General features: G+C 44.0%; 10 protein-coding genes. 5 read left to right on the top strand and 5 right to left on the bottom strand.

The features are described from left to right. Nucleotides 1-134: 134 nt before the first annotated feature. From MHB54_RS26370 to MHB54_RS26360, 3 genes are all read left to right on the top strand, one after another. Nucleotides 135-2,042, top strand: coding sequence for a carbohydrate-binding protein (locus tag MHB54_RS26370; RefSeq protein WP_023988810.1), 1,908 nt, complete (start codon nucleotides 135-137; stop codon nucleotides 2,040-2,042). A 296-nt stretch (nucleotides 2,043-2,338) separates the two neighbouring features. Continuing rightward, entirely contained in the window at nucleotides 2,339-4,504 is a 2,166-nt protein-coding gene (locus MHB54_RS26365; RefSeq protein ID WP_023988811.1) for an amidase, read from the top strand. A 684-nt stretch (nucleotides 4,505-5,188) separates the two neighbouring features. Next, nucleotides 5,189-6,493 (top strand): NtaA/DmoA family FMN-dependent monooxygenase, encoded by a 1,305-nt coding sequence (locus tag MHB54_RS26360; RefSeq protein WP_053325516.1) that lies wholly within the window; start codon nucleotides 5,189-5,191, stop codon nucleotides 6,491-6,493. A 269-nt stretch (nucleotides 6,494-6,762) separates the two neighbouring features. On the opposite strand, the gene ppsA is transcribed toward MHB54_RS26360, so the two are convergent. The 3 genes from ppsA to MHB54_RS26345 form a co-directional block, all read right to left on the bottom strand. Then, on the bottom strand, nucleotides 6,763-9,375 hold the full coding sequence (gene ppsA / locus MHB54_RS26355; protein ID WP_264453738.1) for a phosphoenolpyruvate synthase: 2,613 nt from the start codon (nucleotides 9,373-9,375) through the stop codon (nucleotides 6,763-6,765). A gap of 619 nt (nucleotides 9,376-9,994) precedes the next feature. After that, on the bottom strand, nucleotides 9,995-10,369 hold the full coding sequence (locus tag MHB54_RS26350) for a hypothetical protein (protein ID WP_226887811.1): 375 nt from the start codon (nucleotides 10,367-10,369) through the stop codon (nucleotides 9,995-9,997). 69 nt (nucleotides 10,370-10,438) lie between these two features. Next, nucleotides 10,439-11,092, bottom strand: coding sequence for a GntR family transcriptional regulator (locus tag MHB54_RS26345; RefSeq protein WP_028541608.1), 654 nt, complete (start codon nucleotides 11,090-11,092; stop codon nucleotides 10,439-10,441). 160 nt (nucleotides 11,093-11,252) lie between these two features. On the opposite strand from MHB54_RS26345, the gene uxuA reads away from it, so the two are divergent. Together uxuA and MHB54_RS26335 are read left to right on the top strand one after the other, a co-directional pair. After that, complete coding sequence (gene uxuA / locus MHB54_RS26340; protein WP_023988816.1) at nucleotides 11,253-12,329, top strand: mannonate dehydratase; 1,077 nt, start codon at nucleotides 11,253-11,255, stop codon at nucleotides 12,327-12,329. Beyond that, nucleotides 12,330-13,937 (top strand): mannitol dehydrogenase family protein, encoded by a 1,608-nt coding sequence (locus MHB54_RS26335; RefSeq protein WP_264453737.1) that lies wholly within the window; start codon nucleotides 12,330-12,332, stop codon nucleotides 13,935-13,937. A gap of 301 nt (nucleotides 13,938-14,238) precedes the next feature. Here MHB54_RS26335 and MHB54_RS26330 read toward each other — a convergent pair whose 3' ends face one another. Continuing rightward, entirely contained in the window at nucleotides 14,239-15,237 is a 999-nt protein-coding gene (locus tag MHB54_RS26330; protein ID WP_028541611.1) for an NADP-dependent oxidoreductase, read from the bottom strand. Nucleotides 15,238-15,415: 178 nt separating this feature from the next. After that, nucleotides 15,416-16,495, bottom strand: coding sequence for an alkene reductase (locus tag MHB54_RS26325; RefSeq protein WP_264453736.1), 1,080 nt, complete (start codon nucleotides 16,493-16,495; stop codon nucleotides 15,416-15,418). Nucleotides 16,496-16,504: the final 9 nt, after the last annotated feature.

Genomic DNA, 16,504 nt, shown 5'->3' with positions numbered 1-16,504 from the left:
CGATTTCATGTCTATTTCTCGTGCCCTCTTCACAGCAGTTCTCCTTACGGGTAGAGGTCTGAGTATATTCTTGAGTTTGATAAATTTACGAATAGCTCGGCTTTGGACCATATAAAAAAACGGAGGTTATTGTTATGATTAGAAAATGTCTAGCTTTATTTCTCTCCTTCACTTTATTGCTTGGTGTCTCTCTCGTGCTAAGTGTAGATGCTGCCAATCGACCACTGGCTAAACTCCCTGGAAATTCCAACCCTCTAGTGGATCATAAATTGGGAGCTGATCCCTATTCATTGGTATATGGTGGAAGGGTGTATGTCTACATGTCAAGTGATACGTATGTTTATAACAATGATGGATCGATTAAAGACAATGACTTCAGTGCACTGGATCGCATCCAGGTCATTTCCTCCGCGGACATGGTGAATTGGACGGATCACGGAACGATACCGGTCGCAGGTGCCAACAACAAGAACAACGGTAGAGGCATTGCCAAATGGGCCTCTAACTCCTGGGCTCCAGCAATTGCGCATAAAAAATTGAATGGCAAAGATAAATTCTTTCTTTATTTTGCCAATGGTGGGGCAGGAATTGGAGTCCTGACAGCAGACACGCCGATCGGACCTTGGACAGACCCCCTCGGTAAAGCGCTTGTGACACATAGTACGCCTGGAATGGCTGGCGTGACATGGCTTTTTGATCCGGCTGTGTTGGTGGATGATGATGGCACAGGATACCTGTATAGCGGTGGGGGAATTCCTAACGAATCCGATCCAGCTTCCATTGCTAATCCTAAAACAGCTAGAGTGATCAAGTTGGGGGCCGATATGATAAGTGTTGTTGGAAGCACAACCACCATTGATGCACCTTACTTATTTGAAGATTCTGGTATTCATAAGTACAATGGCAAATACTATTATTCCTACTGCATTAACTTTGCCGGGACACACCCGCCACAGTACCCTGCAGGTGAAATCGGCTATATGGTCGGCGATAACCCGATGGGCCCCTTCACTTATAAAGGCCATTTCCTGAAAAACCCCTATACATTCTTCGGCGTTGGCGGCAACAACCACCATGCTGTATTTAACTTTAAAAATGAGTGGTACGTCGTGTATCATGCCCAAACGGTCAGCAAGGCACAAATTGGAAATGGAAAAGGCTATCGCTCTCCTCACATTAATAAACTGGTGTACAATACCGATGGAAGCATCCAGGAGGTACAAGGGAATATGACTGGAATAGCTCAGCTATCCAATCTAAATCCATATACCAGAGTTGAAGCGGAAACCATGGCGTGGCAGGCGGGTATTACGTCCGAGCCCACTCAAGCCACTGGCGGTCCGGTCAGTAATCTGAATGTGACCAATATTCACAATGGGGACTGGGTCGCTGTCGGGAAGGCTGATTTTGGCTCTACCGGAGCAAAGACGTTCAAAGCCAATGTTGCCACAAATGTCGGTGGTAGTATTGAAGTACGTCTTGACAGTGAGACAGGCCCTTTAGTCGGCACCTTAAAAGTACCTTCAACTGGAGGTATGCAGACCTGGAGAGAAGTAGAGACCACGATCAATAATGCAACTGGGGTTCGCAACATTTATCTGGTGTTTACTGGGACAGGAAACGGCAATCTATTTAATTTGGATGCCTGGCAGTTTACCCCCAACACGGGGAACAATACGGGGACAAAGGTTGAAGCTGAGAACATGAACATTGGCGGCACTTATGCGGGCAAGATCAGTACACCTTTTGACGGGGCTGCTCTGTATGCCACTGCTGACTATGCATCATACTCACAGTATTTTGCCAACCCTACGCATAATATCTCAGTACGGGGGGCTTCAAGCAATGCTAGTACGGCCAAAGTGGACTTGGTTATTGGAGGAGTAACTGTGGGTTCCTTTTATTTCACGGGCAAAACGCCGACTGTCCAAACTTTATCCAACATTACTCACGCTACCGGAGATCAGGACGTCAAACTCACCTTGACGAGCGATGACGGAACCTGGGATGCCTACGTGGATTTCATTGAATTTTCATTATGATCGCTCGTATTTATCTTAGCCAAATGTTTACTATATTGAGAATGTCTAGGTGTTTCATCCTCAGTGACTTACAAGTGTAACCCATGGAAAACGCCCTCTGGTGCTCGGGATTTGCTAGGGAAGCTCCCTAGTGTAATCTCGGGCACCATTTTACCTTAAATGGCTCCCTTTATATCCGTATTACAAAAATTGACATTTCATATGAAAATAAGTAGTATAATTAGAAACATTTATGAATTTCTCGTTCCTCTCTATTCAAATTCCTGATCCTATCTAATTTAAGGAGTGAAAATGCTATGTGCGCACGAATGCTAAAAGCGAATGCAAGGAATGTAATCGGTAATTATTGCAAATGGATCGCGACTGGTATGATTTTAACTCTCACGGGATGCTCCCTTGCATCCGCCACCCCTTCGCCCTCTTCCTCAAATAAAACCAGTAGTGAACCCGTCTCCTCCCTAGTTACATTTCAATTGCAAGAGGCTACGATTGCTCAGATGCAGGACGCGATGAAGTCAGGAGCACTGTCGAGTGTCGAACTCACCGCCCTGTACCTTAACCGCGTATATGCCTATGATGCTAGTGGCATTCGGCTGAATTCCATCCCTGTTCTGAACCCCGACGTACTAAAAGAAGCCGCTCAGGCTGATCAACTAAGGGCACAGGGTATTAAGACCGGTCCACTGCAAGGCATCCCCTACACGGTTAAAGACAGCTACAAGGTTAAGGGACTCACTGTCGCTTCTGGATCTCCGGCTTTCAAAAATCTGATGGCAAAAGACGATGCCTTTACAGTAGAGAAGATACGCAAATCCGGTGGGGTGCTCATTGGTAAAACCAACATGCCACCAATGGCAGCAGGGGGAATGCAAAGAGGCGTTTATGGCCGTGCTGAAAGTCCGTACAATCCAAATTATTTGGCTGCAGCTTGGTACTCTGGCTCCTCTAACGGATCTGGCGTATCAACAGCCGCCAACCTTGCTGCCTTCGGTATGGGGGAAGAAACGGTATCCTCTGGAAGATCACCAGCATCTAACAATGGTTTAATTGCCTACACGCCATCGCGGGGCCTAATCTCCATTCGGGGGAATTGGCCGCTCTTCCCTATACGGGATGTCGTTGTCCCACATACGAGGACTGTCGAGGACATGCTCCGCTTGCTTGACGTGATCGTTGTAGAAGATAAGATCACCAAGGGGGATTTCTGGCGAGAACAGAAAGCCGTTCGACTCCCTTCTGTCAACAGTGTCCGTCCCAAATCCTATTTAGAGCTGCGAGACATTCAAGCTTTAAAAGGCAAGCGCATTGGCGTTCCGAAAATCTATATTGGTAAGGACCATGAAACTACAACTCCGATCAAATTCAGACCTTCGATACAGGCATTATGGGAAAAAGCTGTAAAGGATTTAACTGCTCTTGGAGCTGAGGTTGTGGAAGTTGACTTCCCCTTGCAGGCGAACAGCGAGAAAGACCGGGCAACAGCAAAAACACCTGAGGAACGTGGTTTGATGCCGGCAAAGTGGGTTGAAAAGGAATTCGGATTGCTTAATCCTTATGCTGCTGAGGAATTCCTTAAAAGTGTGGGCGATCCGAATTTCCCGTCATGGGCTAATATCGACCCTGCAACCGTCTTCCCGAATCCGCCCGGTTCGGTAGATGCCAAACGTGGTAGAGACCTTGGCCACTATGACGTATTCATTGAAACCATAAAGAAAGGCGTCACTCCTTACGAACAAATTCCTCAGTTTCAGGAAGGTCTGAGGGGGCTTGAAAATGTACGAAAGATTGATTTTGAAGATTGGATGAAGCAAAACAACCTTGATTTTATTGCATTCCCGGCAAATTCGAATATCGGCAAAGCTGACTCCGATGTGAATGAAACGTCCTATGAGGAGGCTTGGGAGAATGGCAACTATTTCTCCAATACGAATTTCATTCTACGCGAGTACGGGATCCCAAGTGTGTCTGTGAGTATGGGCGCTATGAAGGATACCGGTATGCCCGTTAATCTGACGATGGCAGGTGCCGCATACAGCGATAATGACCTGCTTCGTTACGCTTATTCCTATGAGCAGGCGACCAAAAACCGTCCTATTGCAGCACGCACGCCAGCGCTTGAGGATGAAACCTTTTCCTATAACCCGCAAACTGCTCTCCCACCCTCTAAACGCAAGGAAACAGGAACCCCTGAACTTAAGTTGAATGCTTCAATCACGGATGATGTTCTCACTTTGGAAGGTTCAGTCACAGATCAAAGCGATATTGCACAGCTTAAAGTTTATGTCAATGGCATTCGTGTCGATATTACAGAAGATAAAGCCAATTGGTCAGCAACGCTTCCAACTACTAAATACAAACAGGGTGGTTCCTCCCAAGCCGATACGCTGCATATTCTCGTACTTGCCAAGGATATTTACGGAAATACCTCTGCTCAAGTCAAGTCAGTCACTTTACCCCAATGACGAAGGACATCATAGAACTCACTATAATTGTGGGTTCCATGACCGTAAGGTTCTCATTAGGGAAGCCATCGCTGCAGCTGGCCTGAGCGACGGGATATTTAAGCTTGCGGGCTGGAGGTTGGTCAGATGAAACTGCAACTTCCAGCTCTTTAAATTCTAATGCAACTTGGCATGTTATAGCCTTGCTGTCTTGTTCATTGAACTATCGTTTCTCGATAGCTCAATCACTATTTGGATATTTGTTGAATAGAAACAATTGCTTAATCCTATCTAACCAAGTAAACGGATTAATTCATAGACTTTACTATCATCTAAAAGAAATAGAATTTAAGTTCAAGATCAAAAGTATTTAAATAATTTCGGTGTGTCTCCCTCTGCATCACGCATAGATTAAGATTAGATCATCATAAATAATCACACAGCAAGGCTGGATTAGATAATCCTACATATAGCGTTCGCGATTTGTATATTTGCATTTTGTGTAGTACTTGCTACAATCTATGTTGATAATGAGAATCATTATTAATTAATTCAGAGGTCTCATTATGATCACCGAGCGCTTGTTGCCATGGAGAGACGTCGGTGTTGGATGTTAACTCGGTTGGCTTCGCCTACTTAAGCATGCACTGATCGGAATATTTCCTAGGCGCAACATTATTTTTCTATAGAGAAAGGTTGATAGAGTTGACTACAAATAGACAATTATGCATTGGATTATCCTTATCTGCGACTTGGATGAAAGGGGACGGTTGGCGGCACCAGGACAGCGGTGTGGAAAAGATGGGGTCAATTGACTATTACATTGATTTGGCAGAAATGGCGGAGAAGGCAAAGCTCGATTTTATTTTCAAGGCGGATTATCTTTATGTTAGTCCGCAGATGCTGGGCGATTCCGCTAACTTTGGCAGTCCCGATCCTACAATGATTTTTGCGGCGATTGCTCGTGAAACCAAGCGGATTGGATTAGTGACAACGGTTTCCACCACTTTCAATCCACCGTATGTTTTCGCAAGGCAGCTTCAGTCGTTGCACTGGCTCAGTAACGGGCGCGCAGGCTGGAATATCGTAACTTCGATTGAAGGCGCAGAAAATTTCGGTGATTCGCCTATGCCTTCACCGCAAGAAAGATATGCGAAAGCAATGGAATTTACTGATGTCGTACGCAAACTATGGGAAAGTTTTCCTGATGAAGCGATTGTAATTGACCGCGAGTCAGGCATTTTTTCTGATAAGAATAAGGTTTCTTCAATTAATCATTCAGGCGATTTTTCCAGTGTCCAGGGACCGCTTACTTTACCTGCCCATACATCGGGATCTATTCCTTTATTTCAAGCAGGCACGTCAGATACAGGACGAAATTTTGCCTCTTCAATAGCGGATGCTATTTTTGCGGCCATGCCAGACCTTGAATCCGGAGTGGAGTTGCGAAATGATCTGAGAAAAAGAGCCAAAGAACATGGACGCCATCCGAACGCCATCAAAGTTTTGCCTGGATTATATTTTTTCTTGGCTGAAACTCGCGAGGAAGCGCATGAATTACATAAGTCAGCACATGCGCATCTAAGTATGGAGCGCAGACATGCACTGCTCAAGTCAGTGCTTGGCCTTGATTTAAGCAGCTTTGCTTTGGAACATCGCGTAACTGCCGATATGCTTCCCGATCCGAATCACCCAGTCCGTAGCCGGACACATGCTGAGCTTTTGCGCCGGTATATTATAAACCATCAGCCTACAGTGGAAGATGTGTTGGCAAGACCCGAGGTCGTCGGATCTGCTCATTGGGTTTCCGTTGGAACAGTTGAGGACGTATTGAACGATATTATTGAGCGGTTTGAGGCTGGGGCTATTGACGGATTTATAGCTCTTCCAGGCGGTTCAGAAGAATCTATGAAAATATTTTTTGGAAAACTAATGCCGCAGTTGGTTGAAAGAGGCTTGTTCAGAAGCGAATATGCAGGTTCGACTCTGAGGGCACATTTGGGTATTTAACACCCGATACTGTCGAGAACAAGACATTAAAAGCCGCTATTTTAGCGGATTTTTTGTTCTAACGGTACAAGTTCTTGTCTCAAGTCGAGGAAAAGTACTTGTACCTATTCCCGTAAAGGACAAGAGATTTAGATTATCGGGTCAGCTATGTATAAATCATTTTGTGTCATGGATAAAAGGACGAACAGGATAACCGCCCTTTTATCCATGACAGGTTGCATTTAATGCCGTCCATTATGACAGAGGCTATTACTTAGCGTATTCAGCCATTACAATATTTCGATATACCCTTCTGTTCCATGCACACGAATTCGTTGCCCATCTTTTATCAGCTTGGTAGCATTTTCCACTCCGACAATAGCGGGTAAGCCATATTCACGTGCGATAACGGCTCCATGAGTCATCAGTCCACCAACTTCGGTGACTAGGCCTTTTATGGATACAAACAATGGTGTCCAGCTGGGGTCAGTAAAGGCGGTGACTAATATATCTCCATCTTCCAGATCAGCATCTTCCATGTTTAAGATGACACGTGCTCGTCCCTCTATAACTCCGGTAGAAACAGGCAGACCTACAATCGCTTCAGCTGGGAGATTTTCTCGTTTGTACTCACCCGCAATGATTTCACCATCAGACGTGATTACACGCGGGGGAGTTAGTTTTTCATATAATTTGTAATCGTCTTTTCGTTTACTGATGATCTGATAATCCAGTTTATTTGTGCGTACGACTTCGTGAAGTTCTTCAAAAGTGAGATCGTATATATCTTCTTTTTCGTGAATAATGCCAGCTTGTACGAGTTGTTCGGCTTCTTTTAGTAAAGCCTGCTTATAAACGAAGTAGCGATTAACCATGCCGTATTTAGGATATTCACGATAACCGATAAAATTCCTGATCAGATCGATCATCCGTTTTGTTTCTTTGGCTTTTTGTTCACCATCCGGTAATTGCTTCAATCGATCTAATAACTCTTGTTCTTTTTTCAAAGCCTCCTGTCGCCCCTGCTCAAATTTCCAATTGCCAGCATTAGGCTCAAAGTTTTTGATATTACTGAGAATCATGGGGACAAGTATAATTGGTTTTTCACTCCAACGAGTTCTCGAAATATCGATTTCACCGGCACATCGCATTCCGTATTTGTTGAGATAAGCATAGATAGCGTCTTGAGTTTCCTGTCCACCATCCAACTTAACCATTTCATCCAAAAAATTATCATCTTTTACATGTTGTAAATAATCAATTACCTCCGGATAAGGACGAATCGCATCTGCGACATCCAATAGCGCCAGACCCATTTCCGAAGTAATGTTGTTTGGTACAGATTGAGAAAGCGTATCTGCTGCGTTTTTTTCACCTAACCACTCGTACATTTTCTCATTGATCCATGACGAAGCATTCATAGCAGTCATAAAAACCTTTGAACTTTGTGGGTCAAATAAGATCTTCTTTAATTCTTGGAGATCTTCCAGAATAAAATCAAATAAATCTGCTCCTGATTTCGTTTGGATGTTTTGTTTTAATTCTTCTATCGATGTTTGACTGTTCTTAATCAAACCAGAAACGATTGCCGGATCGTTTTCGATTTGTGCTTGAAAACCTGCAGACGACCTACCTTTACTGCTATTACCGGGACTCTGTTCTGTTCTATCATCTGGTAACGATTTTATAAAATCTCGCTCTATTAGGGTCATAAATGCGTCTTTTATGAGCGGATCAGATTGTCCCAGGGTATTTAAGAAAGTTTCTCTACTGACAGGTGAAGCCAGCATATGTGTAACATCAACAAACAACCTTCCACCGGCTATACGCATGGGTGCAGGAGTTATTAACAGGTAAAAAGACAATCCCAATGGTTTTATCGGGTCAGTCATCATTTGTTGATGACCGACAGATACATAAACGTGATTTTCCTGATCATTTGCTTCAGGGATCGGGTATAAAGTCGTGATTGGACGACTCTGGACAATATAAAAAGTATCATGGGCCAAACACCATTCGATATCTTGTGGATAGCCAAAATAAGCTTCGATCTGTCTTCCCATGCGTGCCAGTTGTAAAATTTGTTGTTCAGTAAGGGTTTGAGTCTTTTGCTGATCGGGATCGATCTGCCGGGTCTCTGTTCCGCCTTCTCTTCGTCCATAGATAGCCAATTTTTTGGTTGCTATCCTCTTATCGACGATTTCCCCTTCCTGTACTTTATAACAATCGGCAGAGACCAAGCCAGAGACCAGTGCTTCTCCAAGTCCAAAACTGGCATCGATGGATAGCAGTTTCCGGTTGGATGTAATCGGGTCAGCGGTAAATAAAATTCCTGAAGCCTGCGGGAAAACCATCCTTTGAACGATAACGGATAAATAAACTTGACTGTGGTCAAATCCATTTTGCATACGGTAGATAACCGCGCGATCCGTAAATAGGGAAGCCCAACATTTGCTGATATGCTGCAAGATTGCTTCTTTGCCAATGATATTTAAATAGGTGTCTTGTTGACCAGCAAAAGAGGCATGTGGTAAATCTTCAGCAGTCGCACTAGAACGCACTGCGTAAGCATGTTCCTCTCCAAACCGTGAGAGATAGTGAGTAACTGCTTCCACAACATCGGAAGGAACTTCTACTTCCATAATCATTTGTCGAATCTGCCTGCTGATTTCACCAATTTGAGCTCGTTCTTCTGCTTTTAGCCTTGTTAGTCGGTCCAACAATGCATAATACGTTTCTTTTTGTTCGATGGCTTTTTGATACCCCACTGTTGTAACACAAAAACCTTCTGGTACAGGTATTCCTTCAATTTTTGATAATTCCCCTAAATTTAACCCTTTTCCGCCAACCAGCAAAAACTGCGTTTTTTCCATTTCCTGAAAACCGAGAACCAAAGAACTCATTCAATATCTCTCCTAACTATTAAATTGAGAAAAAAACATTTGACAAGAGTTTAGCGGCATGGTAAAGTTAAATTGTAAGATGTAATAATTATGTCCCTAAAAATTTACGAAGTCGTAATCTGATTATATCATCGTGTCTGTTTTATATGCAATATAAAGGAACCTGATAAAACTATCCAGGTTCTTTTTTGATTTTCCGCTATCATTAGTCACATCAAAAACCATGGCTCGAGCCGAACTCAGTTACTGCATAGTTCCCTATCGCTCCTATGTAGCCTAAGGAAACCCTGAAGTTGCGTCGGGTTCTTATTGAGCTAACCTGCCCGTTAGTTCAGCGAACGAAGCGCGTATAGTGAACCTCTTATATTTTTTTTCGGGCATGTTCATCTTTGCACTTGGGAAAATGGGAAAGCATGAAAGTTTCTATAATTCACTTCATCTCAAATGTGATTCTATAGGCTCTTCTTTATGATAACTAAAAAGAAGATAATTTATTTCATTCTCTATTCCTGGCTTACACTTACTGTGAAACACTGTGATATGTATTAATATATCCAGGATATGTTTGTTCCAATTGCCAAATTTACTTTCACTTACGTTTGTTATAAGCCCGCGTCAACTAGCTCTGCAAAAGTCGGTACAGCAGCGCCTCTCTCTTATTCTCAAACGTTCGCTGTATCTCCAGAAATTCAGGTACCTCCGACAGCCGGGAGGGTCTGTACCCGGGGCCGCCGCAGCCGCAGGAGTGGTAAGCGTATCCTTGTTGATATAGTAGCTCCACCTTTTTCCACTGCTTAATATCCGTTTGCTTCGGGGCCTGAAACATGTATACAAGGCTGCAAACTCCTGTGAGGATTCCTCCAGTTTGACCACCGCCTGACGGTAAATAACAATGCTCACGAGCAAAAATGGAATGACACAGGCCGGCACGTTTCCGCCCATAAATTTGCTGCAGTCTCGCGTTTATTACTCGCTCTATCACCGACATATTCAACTTGTAGAACAGCCTCCATGAATTACCCACTACTTTAAAATTCATACATGTTAATTTGAGCTAGCTGCCTTATTTCTTGATATAATCAGCGAACTTCCGGAGAAAATCGAGCGAATGGATATCCTCTCTGAGATGATGATGAACCAGATCATCCATTTTGGTTGTTTCCTTATTCAGCATGTATTCAAGCATAGCTTGGTGCTCATGCCAGATGCCCATCAGCTTCCCTGTTTCCAGCATATGCAGCTTGCGATATCTGATATAGTGAACATTCGACTGCTGAATGAGCTGCCAAAGAAACCCCCGTCCCACCAATTGGAACATGGTTTGGTGAAACTGATCATCCAGACTGAGAAATTGATCCGTAGCATGATCTTCTTCAATCACAGCTCTCTGTCTGTCTAGAATATCACTCAACTTCTGTACATCGCTTAATGTAATTTGCGAAGAAAGCTCCTTCATAATCTCCTTTTCCAATGCGCTTCTTAAGTAAATAATTTGTTCAACGGACTCTAGATCAATATAGGACACAATGTTCCCCTTCTTGGGATAAATATCAATGTAGGACTCAAGCGCAAGCCACTTCAATACATCGCGTAGCGGAGTTCTGGACAGCTGGAAGCGTTCTGACAAGGTCGTCTCACTGAGAAGAGTACCCGGCTTTAAGGTCAGTGACAAAATATCTTTTTTCAACAGTTGCATGATTTCTTCTTTTGTAAACATATCATTCCTACCTTTACTTTATAAATCTAGTTATATTATAAAGCATTTTGAGCTGACGAACCCCTCTGAAATTATCATTGACAAGAACAAACCCTATAATTTATGATCAACTCAATCTTGTATACAAGACAAACGAAATACAATCAGGGAGGGTATCGTTATGAATATGACCTGGAGATGGTATGGTGAAAACAACGACAATATTACACTGGATCATATCCGGCAAATTCCGGGAGTTATGGGCATTGTCTGGTCTTTACATGATAAGGTAGCCGGTGAAGTATGGGAAATGGAGCGAATTCAGGAAGTAGCTGACCAGATTACGAGCAAGGGCTTTAGTACGGCGGTCGTAGAAAGTGTAAATGTCCACGATGATATCAAAATCGGCCTGCCTACCCGCGATCAATATATTGACATTTATATCGACACCATTCGAAAATTAGCCAAAGTGGGAGTCAAGGTGATTTGCTATAACTTTATGCCTGTCTTTGACTGGACAAGAACGGAACTGTATAAGGAACTACCTGACGGGTCCAACGCCCTCTTTTATGAAAAGGCTGCCATTACCGATGATCCCCGCCAAATGGTGGATCGGATTCTCGAGGGAGCCGGAAAGTTCACCATGCCTGGCTGGGAACCGGAGCGGTTGTCGAGACTGGATGAACTTTTTGCTGCTTACGCGGATGTCACAGAAGACAAGTTGTTTGACAACCTGAAGTATTTTCTTGAGCGCATCATCCCGGTCTGCGAGGAGGTTGACATCAAGATGGCCATTCATCCTGATGATCCGGCATGGCCCATCTTCGGATTGCCGAGAATTGTCCGTAGTCGTGAGACCATCCAGCGCATCCTAGATGCAGTGAACAGCCCATATAATGGTCTAACCTTCTGCACAGGCTCACTGGGGAGCAATCCTGAGAATGATTTGCCAGCCATGATTCGGGAGTTTCATGATCGTATTCATTTTGCTCATATTCGTAATGTCAAGGTGTTTGAGAATGGTGACTTTATTGAAGTGTCACACCGCGGGAAGGACGGAAGCGTCGATGTTCCGGAAGTAGTTAGAGCTTATCACGAGAACGGCTATCAGGGATATGTACGCCCGGATCACGGCAGACATCTATGGGGGGAAGAAAAGAATTGTCGTCCAGGCTACGGTTTGTATGACCGTGCACTGGGAGTTATGTACTTGCTGGGTGTCTGGGATAGTCTCGCTCAAGGCAAAGGAGTGAAATAAATGCTCCAACTTGACCGGAAAGGCCTTTCAGACAAGGCGGCCTGGAAAGAAGCAGACATCGAACTGCCAAAATATGATCTGGAGCTTGTAGCCAATAACACCCGAGTTAGACCACAATGGGTGCATTTCGGCGCAGGCAATATTTTTCGAGGGTTGATAGCCAACGCGCAGCAACAACTGCTGAATAAATTGAAAGCGGATACAGGTATTATTGCGGCCGAAGCCTTTGATTTTGAAATGATCGACAAAGTCTATAAGCCTTATGACAATCTAACCTTACTGGTGTTGATGAGTGCTGACGGAAGATTTCACAAGAGCGTGGTCGCAAGCATCGTTGAGGGACTCGCAGCAGAGCAAAATCGTCCAGACGACTACCTCCGTCTGATTGAAATATTTGAGAATCCGTCCCTGCAGATGGCCAGCTTTACTGTCACGGAAAAAGGATACGCCCTGACCGGGCCCGACGGCAAGTATCTGGCTGTTCTGGAGAGGGATTTGACGAATGGTCCTGAACAACCGATGCATGTGATGAGCATAGCTACTTCGCTTGCCTATCGGCGTTACCTGAAGGGGCGGCATCCAATGACCTTTGTGAGCATGGATAATTGCTCCCATAACGGCGATCTGTTAAAGGATAGTATGATTGCTATCGCCAAGGAGTGGACTCGCAGAGGCCTGGTAGAGGAAGGATTTGCAGACTATCTGCATAATGAGGAGAAAATAACCTTCCCCCTGACCATGATTGACAAAATCACCCCCCGCCCTTCCTTGCAAGTACAGTCTGCTCTTCGGGAGCTGGGGTTAGCCGACATGGAGATGATCGTTACCTCAAGGCATACGTATACGGCTCCCTTTGTCAATGCTGAGATTAGCGAGTATTTGGTCATTGAAGACAAGTTTACGAACGGGAGACCTGCACTGGAGGAAGCTGGCATCATCTTCACGAATCGGGATACGGTGGACAAAGTGGAGAAGATGAAAGTCACTACCTGTCTCAATCCGCTGCATACAGCGCTGGCCCTAGCTGGGTGTCTGCTTGGATATGAGCTTATTGCAGATGAAATGAGGGATCACACATTGCGTCGTCTGGTGGAAACCATTGGCTACAAGGAAGGTTTGCCTGTTGTAGTTGATCCCGTTATTATCCAACCGAAACCATTTATTGACGAGGTATTGCAGGAACGCTTCGCCAATCCCTATATTCCGGATACGCCTCAGCGGATTGCAACAGATACCTCTCAAAAGATGAGCATCCGTTTTGGTGAAACCATAAAGTCTTATGCTAGCACAGCAGGACTTGATCCTGCGAACTTGACTGCTATTCCCTTGACCATTGCGATCTGGTGTCGCTATTTGCTGGGAGTGGATGATCAAGGAGCACCCTTCATACTCAGTCCGGACCCGTTACTAGATACATTACAGGGATATTTGCAGAATACGAAGCTGGGCGATCAGACCTCCGAGGTTCGCTGCCTCCTCGAGGATGACAAACTGTTCGGTGTCCGATTATATGAGATTGGTCTGGGCGACAAGATTGAAGCCATGTTTCATGAGATGCTGGCAGGTCCTGGTGCAGTCCGAAGCACGATAGAGAAGTATGTGAACTAGAACTTACATTAACGCAATCCCCCTACCAGAAACTTTGGTCAGGGGATTGCGTTAATGAGAACCAATTTTTTAAATAATCAACATCCACATGACTAAGTATCTGTTCTTCTCCCCTTTTTTGGATTCACAAAGTAATATTAAATCCCGTGTCGCTTCACCTGTTGTTACGTTTCCAGCAATAATCGTTTATTTAGGTCATCTCGGAACGGCGTCTATAATATTAGATGTGCTTACTTCGGCCTACAGTATAATTTGTTTATTCTCAGAACACGCAAGCAACATCACATAAGTTGCTTATTATTTAGAAGGTCACAATCACTTTGCCTTGAGAGTGGCCCATCGACACTTTAATCAGCGCCTTGTTAATGTCCCCAAACGTATAAGTTGAATCTATAGAGGGCTTGATATTTTCTTTTTCAACAAGTTTAGTGATTTCTTGTAATTGACTTCCATTGGCTTGCACAAATAAAAAGCGATATTCATTTTGATTCTTACGTGCTAAAGAATCTAAGCGAGCACCCACTAGACCAAACAATGCTTTTTTCCACAACGGAAAATGATTGTCAACCGCAAAGCGATAATTAGGTCCGGCTTTCAATGATACCAATTTCCCTTGTGGTTTTAAAATGCCCAGTTCAGCTTTGATCTCTTTGGCACCCAAGGTGTCGATCACATAATCGATATCGGACAGTATGTTAGCATAATTCTCTGCCTTATAATTTATGAATTGATCAGCCCCGATCGACAGTGTACGTGATCTGCCTCTTTCACTTCCACTTGTAATAACATGTAATCCCATTGATTTGGCAATGGGAATTGCCATAGCGCCAAATCCTCCGGTTCCTCCAGGAATGAATAGCTTTCTATTCGGCTGGGCATGGAGTACATCGTGCAATGCTTGATAAGCAGTCAAGGCAGTAAGGGGTACCGCAGCAGCTTCAATAAAAGATAGATTTTCAGGTATGATGGATAAAGCATCTTCATTTACGGCCGCATACTCAGCAAAAGCACCGATTTTATTAAGCGGCAACCTCGTATAAACAGGGTCACCAACCTTAAAATTCAAAACATCATCACCAACGGCTTCAATAATGCCAGATAGTTCATTCCCTAAAGTTAATGGCAACTTATAGTCAGCAATCATCCGAACACTGCCATTCAGATTAAGAATGTCCAGTGGATTTACACCTGCAGCTTTTACTTTGACAAGAACCTCATGGCTATTGATCTGTGGTATGTTAACATCATTTAATTCCACTTGGATTTTTTTTGAATATTTCTGTATTTGTGCTGCTCTCATGATTCATCCTCTTCCTTTGCTAATTTTGGGGTAGCACACCATGAATGCAATCACTAGTTACGAGTGTAGGTGGATCAAAATAAATATTCAGTTCTTGGCTAATAAAATCAAGGTAGAGTAGATAAATCATGGCGTACAACTTTCAGTCGCACGCCATGATTTACCATATTCACTATTGTTACCCCTCTTGGGATTCTAATTCTTCCATCGTAGGATAATCCGTGTAACCTTTGCTTCCCAGACCAAAGAATGTTGTCGGATCTGCTTCGTTCAATGGCGCACCTTTTTGAAGTCGTTCCACTAAATCTGGATTGGCTAATGACCACACACCAACAGGCACCAGATCAGCAAGGCCACGATCTATATCCACGCTAAGATCTTCCAGAGCTCGTCCAGCACGATTGACTAACAATGGATTCGTCCAGATTGAGCGAATGTCTTGGAGCAGCTTTTCATTTCCAAGATGCATGACATGAAGGTAAGCTAAATCCAATTGAGCTAATTCCTTTACAAGGTAGCGATAAAGTTCAGGACCTTGTTCACCATCTTGGATCCCACCAAGAGGTGTCCCTGGCGAAATACGGAAGCCTGTTCTTTCTGCTCCAATTTCTTCGACGATGGCTTTCGTTACTTCGATCGCGAAGCGAGCACGATTTTCTACAGATCCCCCGTATCCATCTGTCCGTGTATTCGAGTTTTCTCCGATAAATTGATTAATCAGATAACCATTGGCTCCATGAATTTCAACGCCATCCGCACCTGCTTTAATAGCCGCTGCTGCTGCTTTCCGGAAATCAGCAATGGTCGTTTGAATGTCCTCTTCACTTAACTCACGAGGAACGGGAATGTCCTGCATACCTTTAGCAGTAAACATTTCTACACCGGGCGCGATTGCAGATGGCGCAACAGGTTGGCGATGATGTGGTGTATTATCAGGGTGCGACATGCGACCAGCATGCATTAATTGGATATACATATATCCACCTGCTTTATGCACTGCATCTGTAACCTTTTTCCATCCTTCAATATGTTTATCCGTATAGATCCCAGGTGTCCATAAGTAACCTTGTCCATCATCAGAAGGCTGTACACCCTCAGTAATAATGAGTCCCATTGACGCTCGTTGAGCATAATAAAGAGATGTTAGCTCTCCCGGTGTACCATCTTCTTGCGATCTACTACGTGTCATTGGTGCCATTGCTAAACGATGTGGCAACACCATTTTTCCAATTTTTAATTTACTCCATAACTTTTCCAATCTGGTAAA

Origin of the sequence: Paenibacillus sp. FSL M7-0802 (assembly GCF_038004945.1) — a bacterium.
GTDB lineage: Bacteria > Bacillota > Bacilli > Paenibacillales > Paenibacillaceae > Paenibacillus > Paenibacillus polymyxa_B.
The sequence above is the reverse complement of the archived record's forward strand: the minus strand, read 5'-3'. Positions and strand labels throughout refer to the sequence as shown.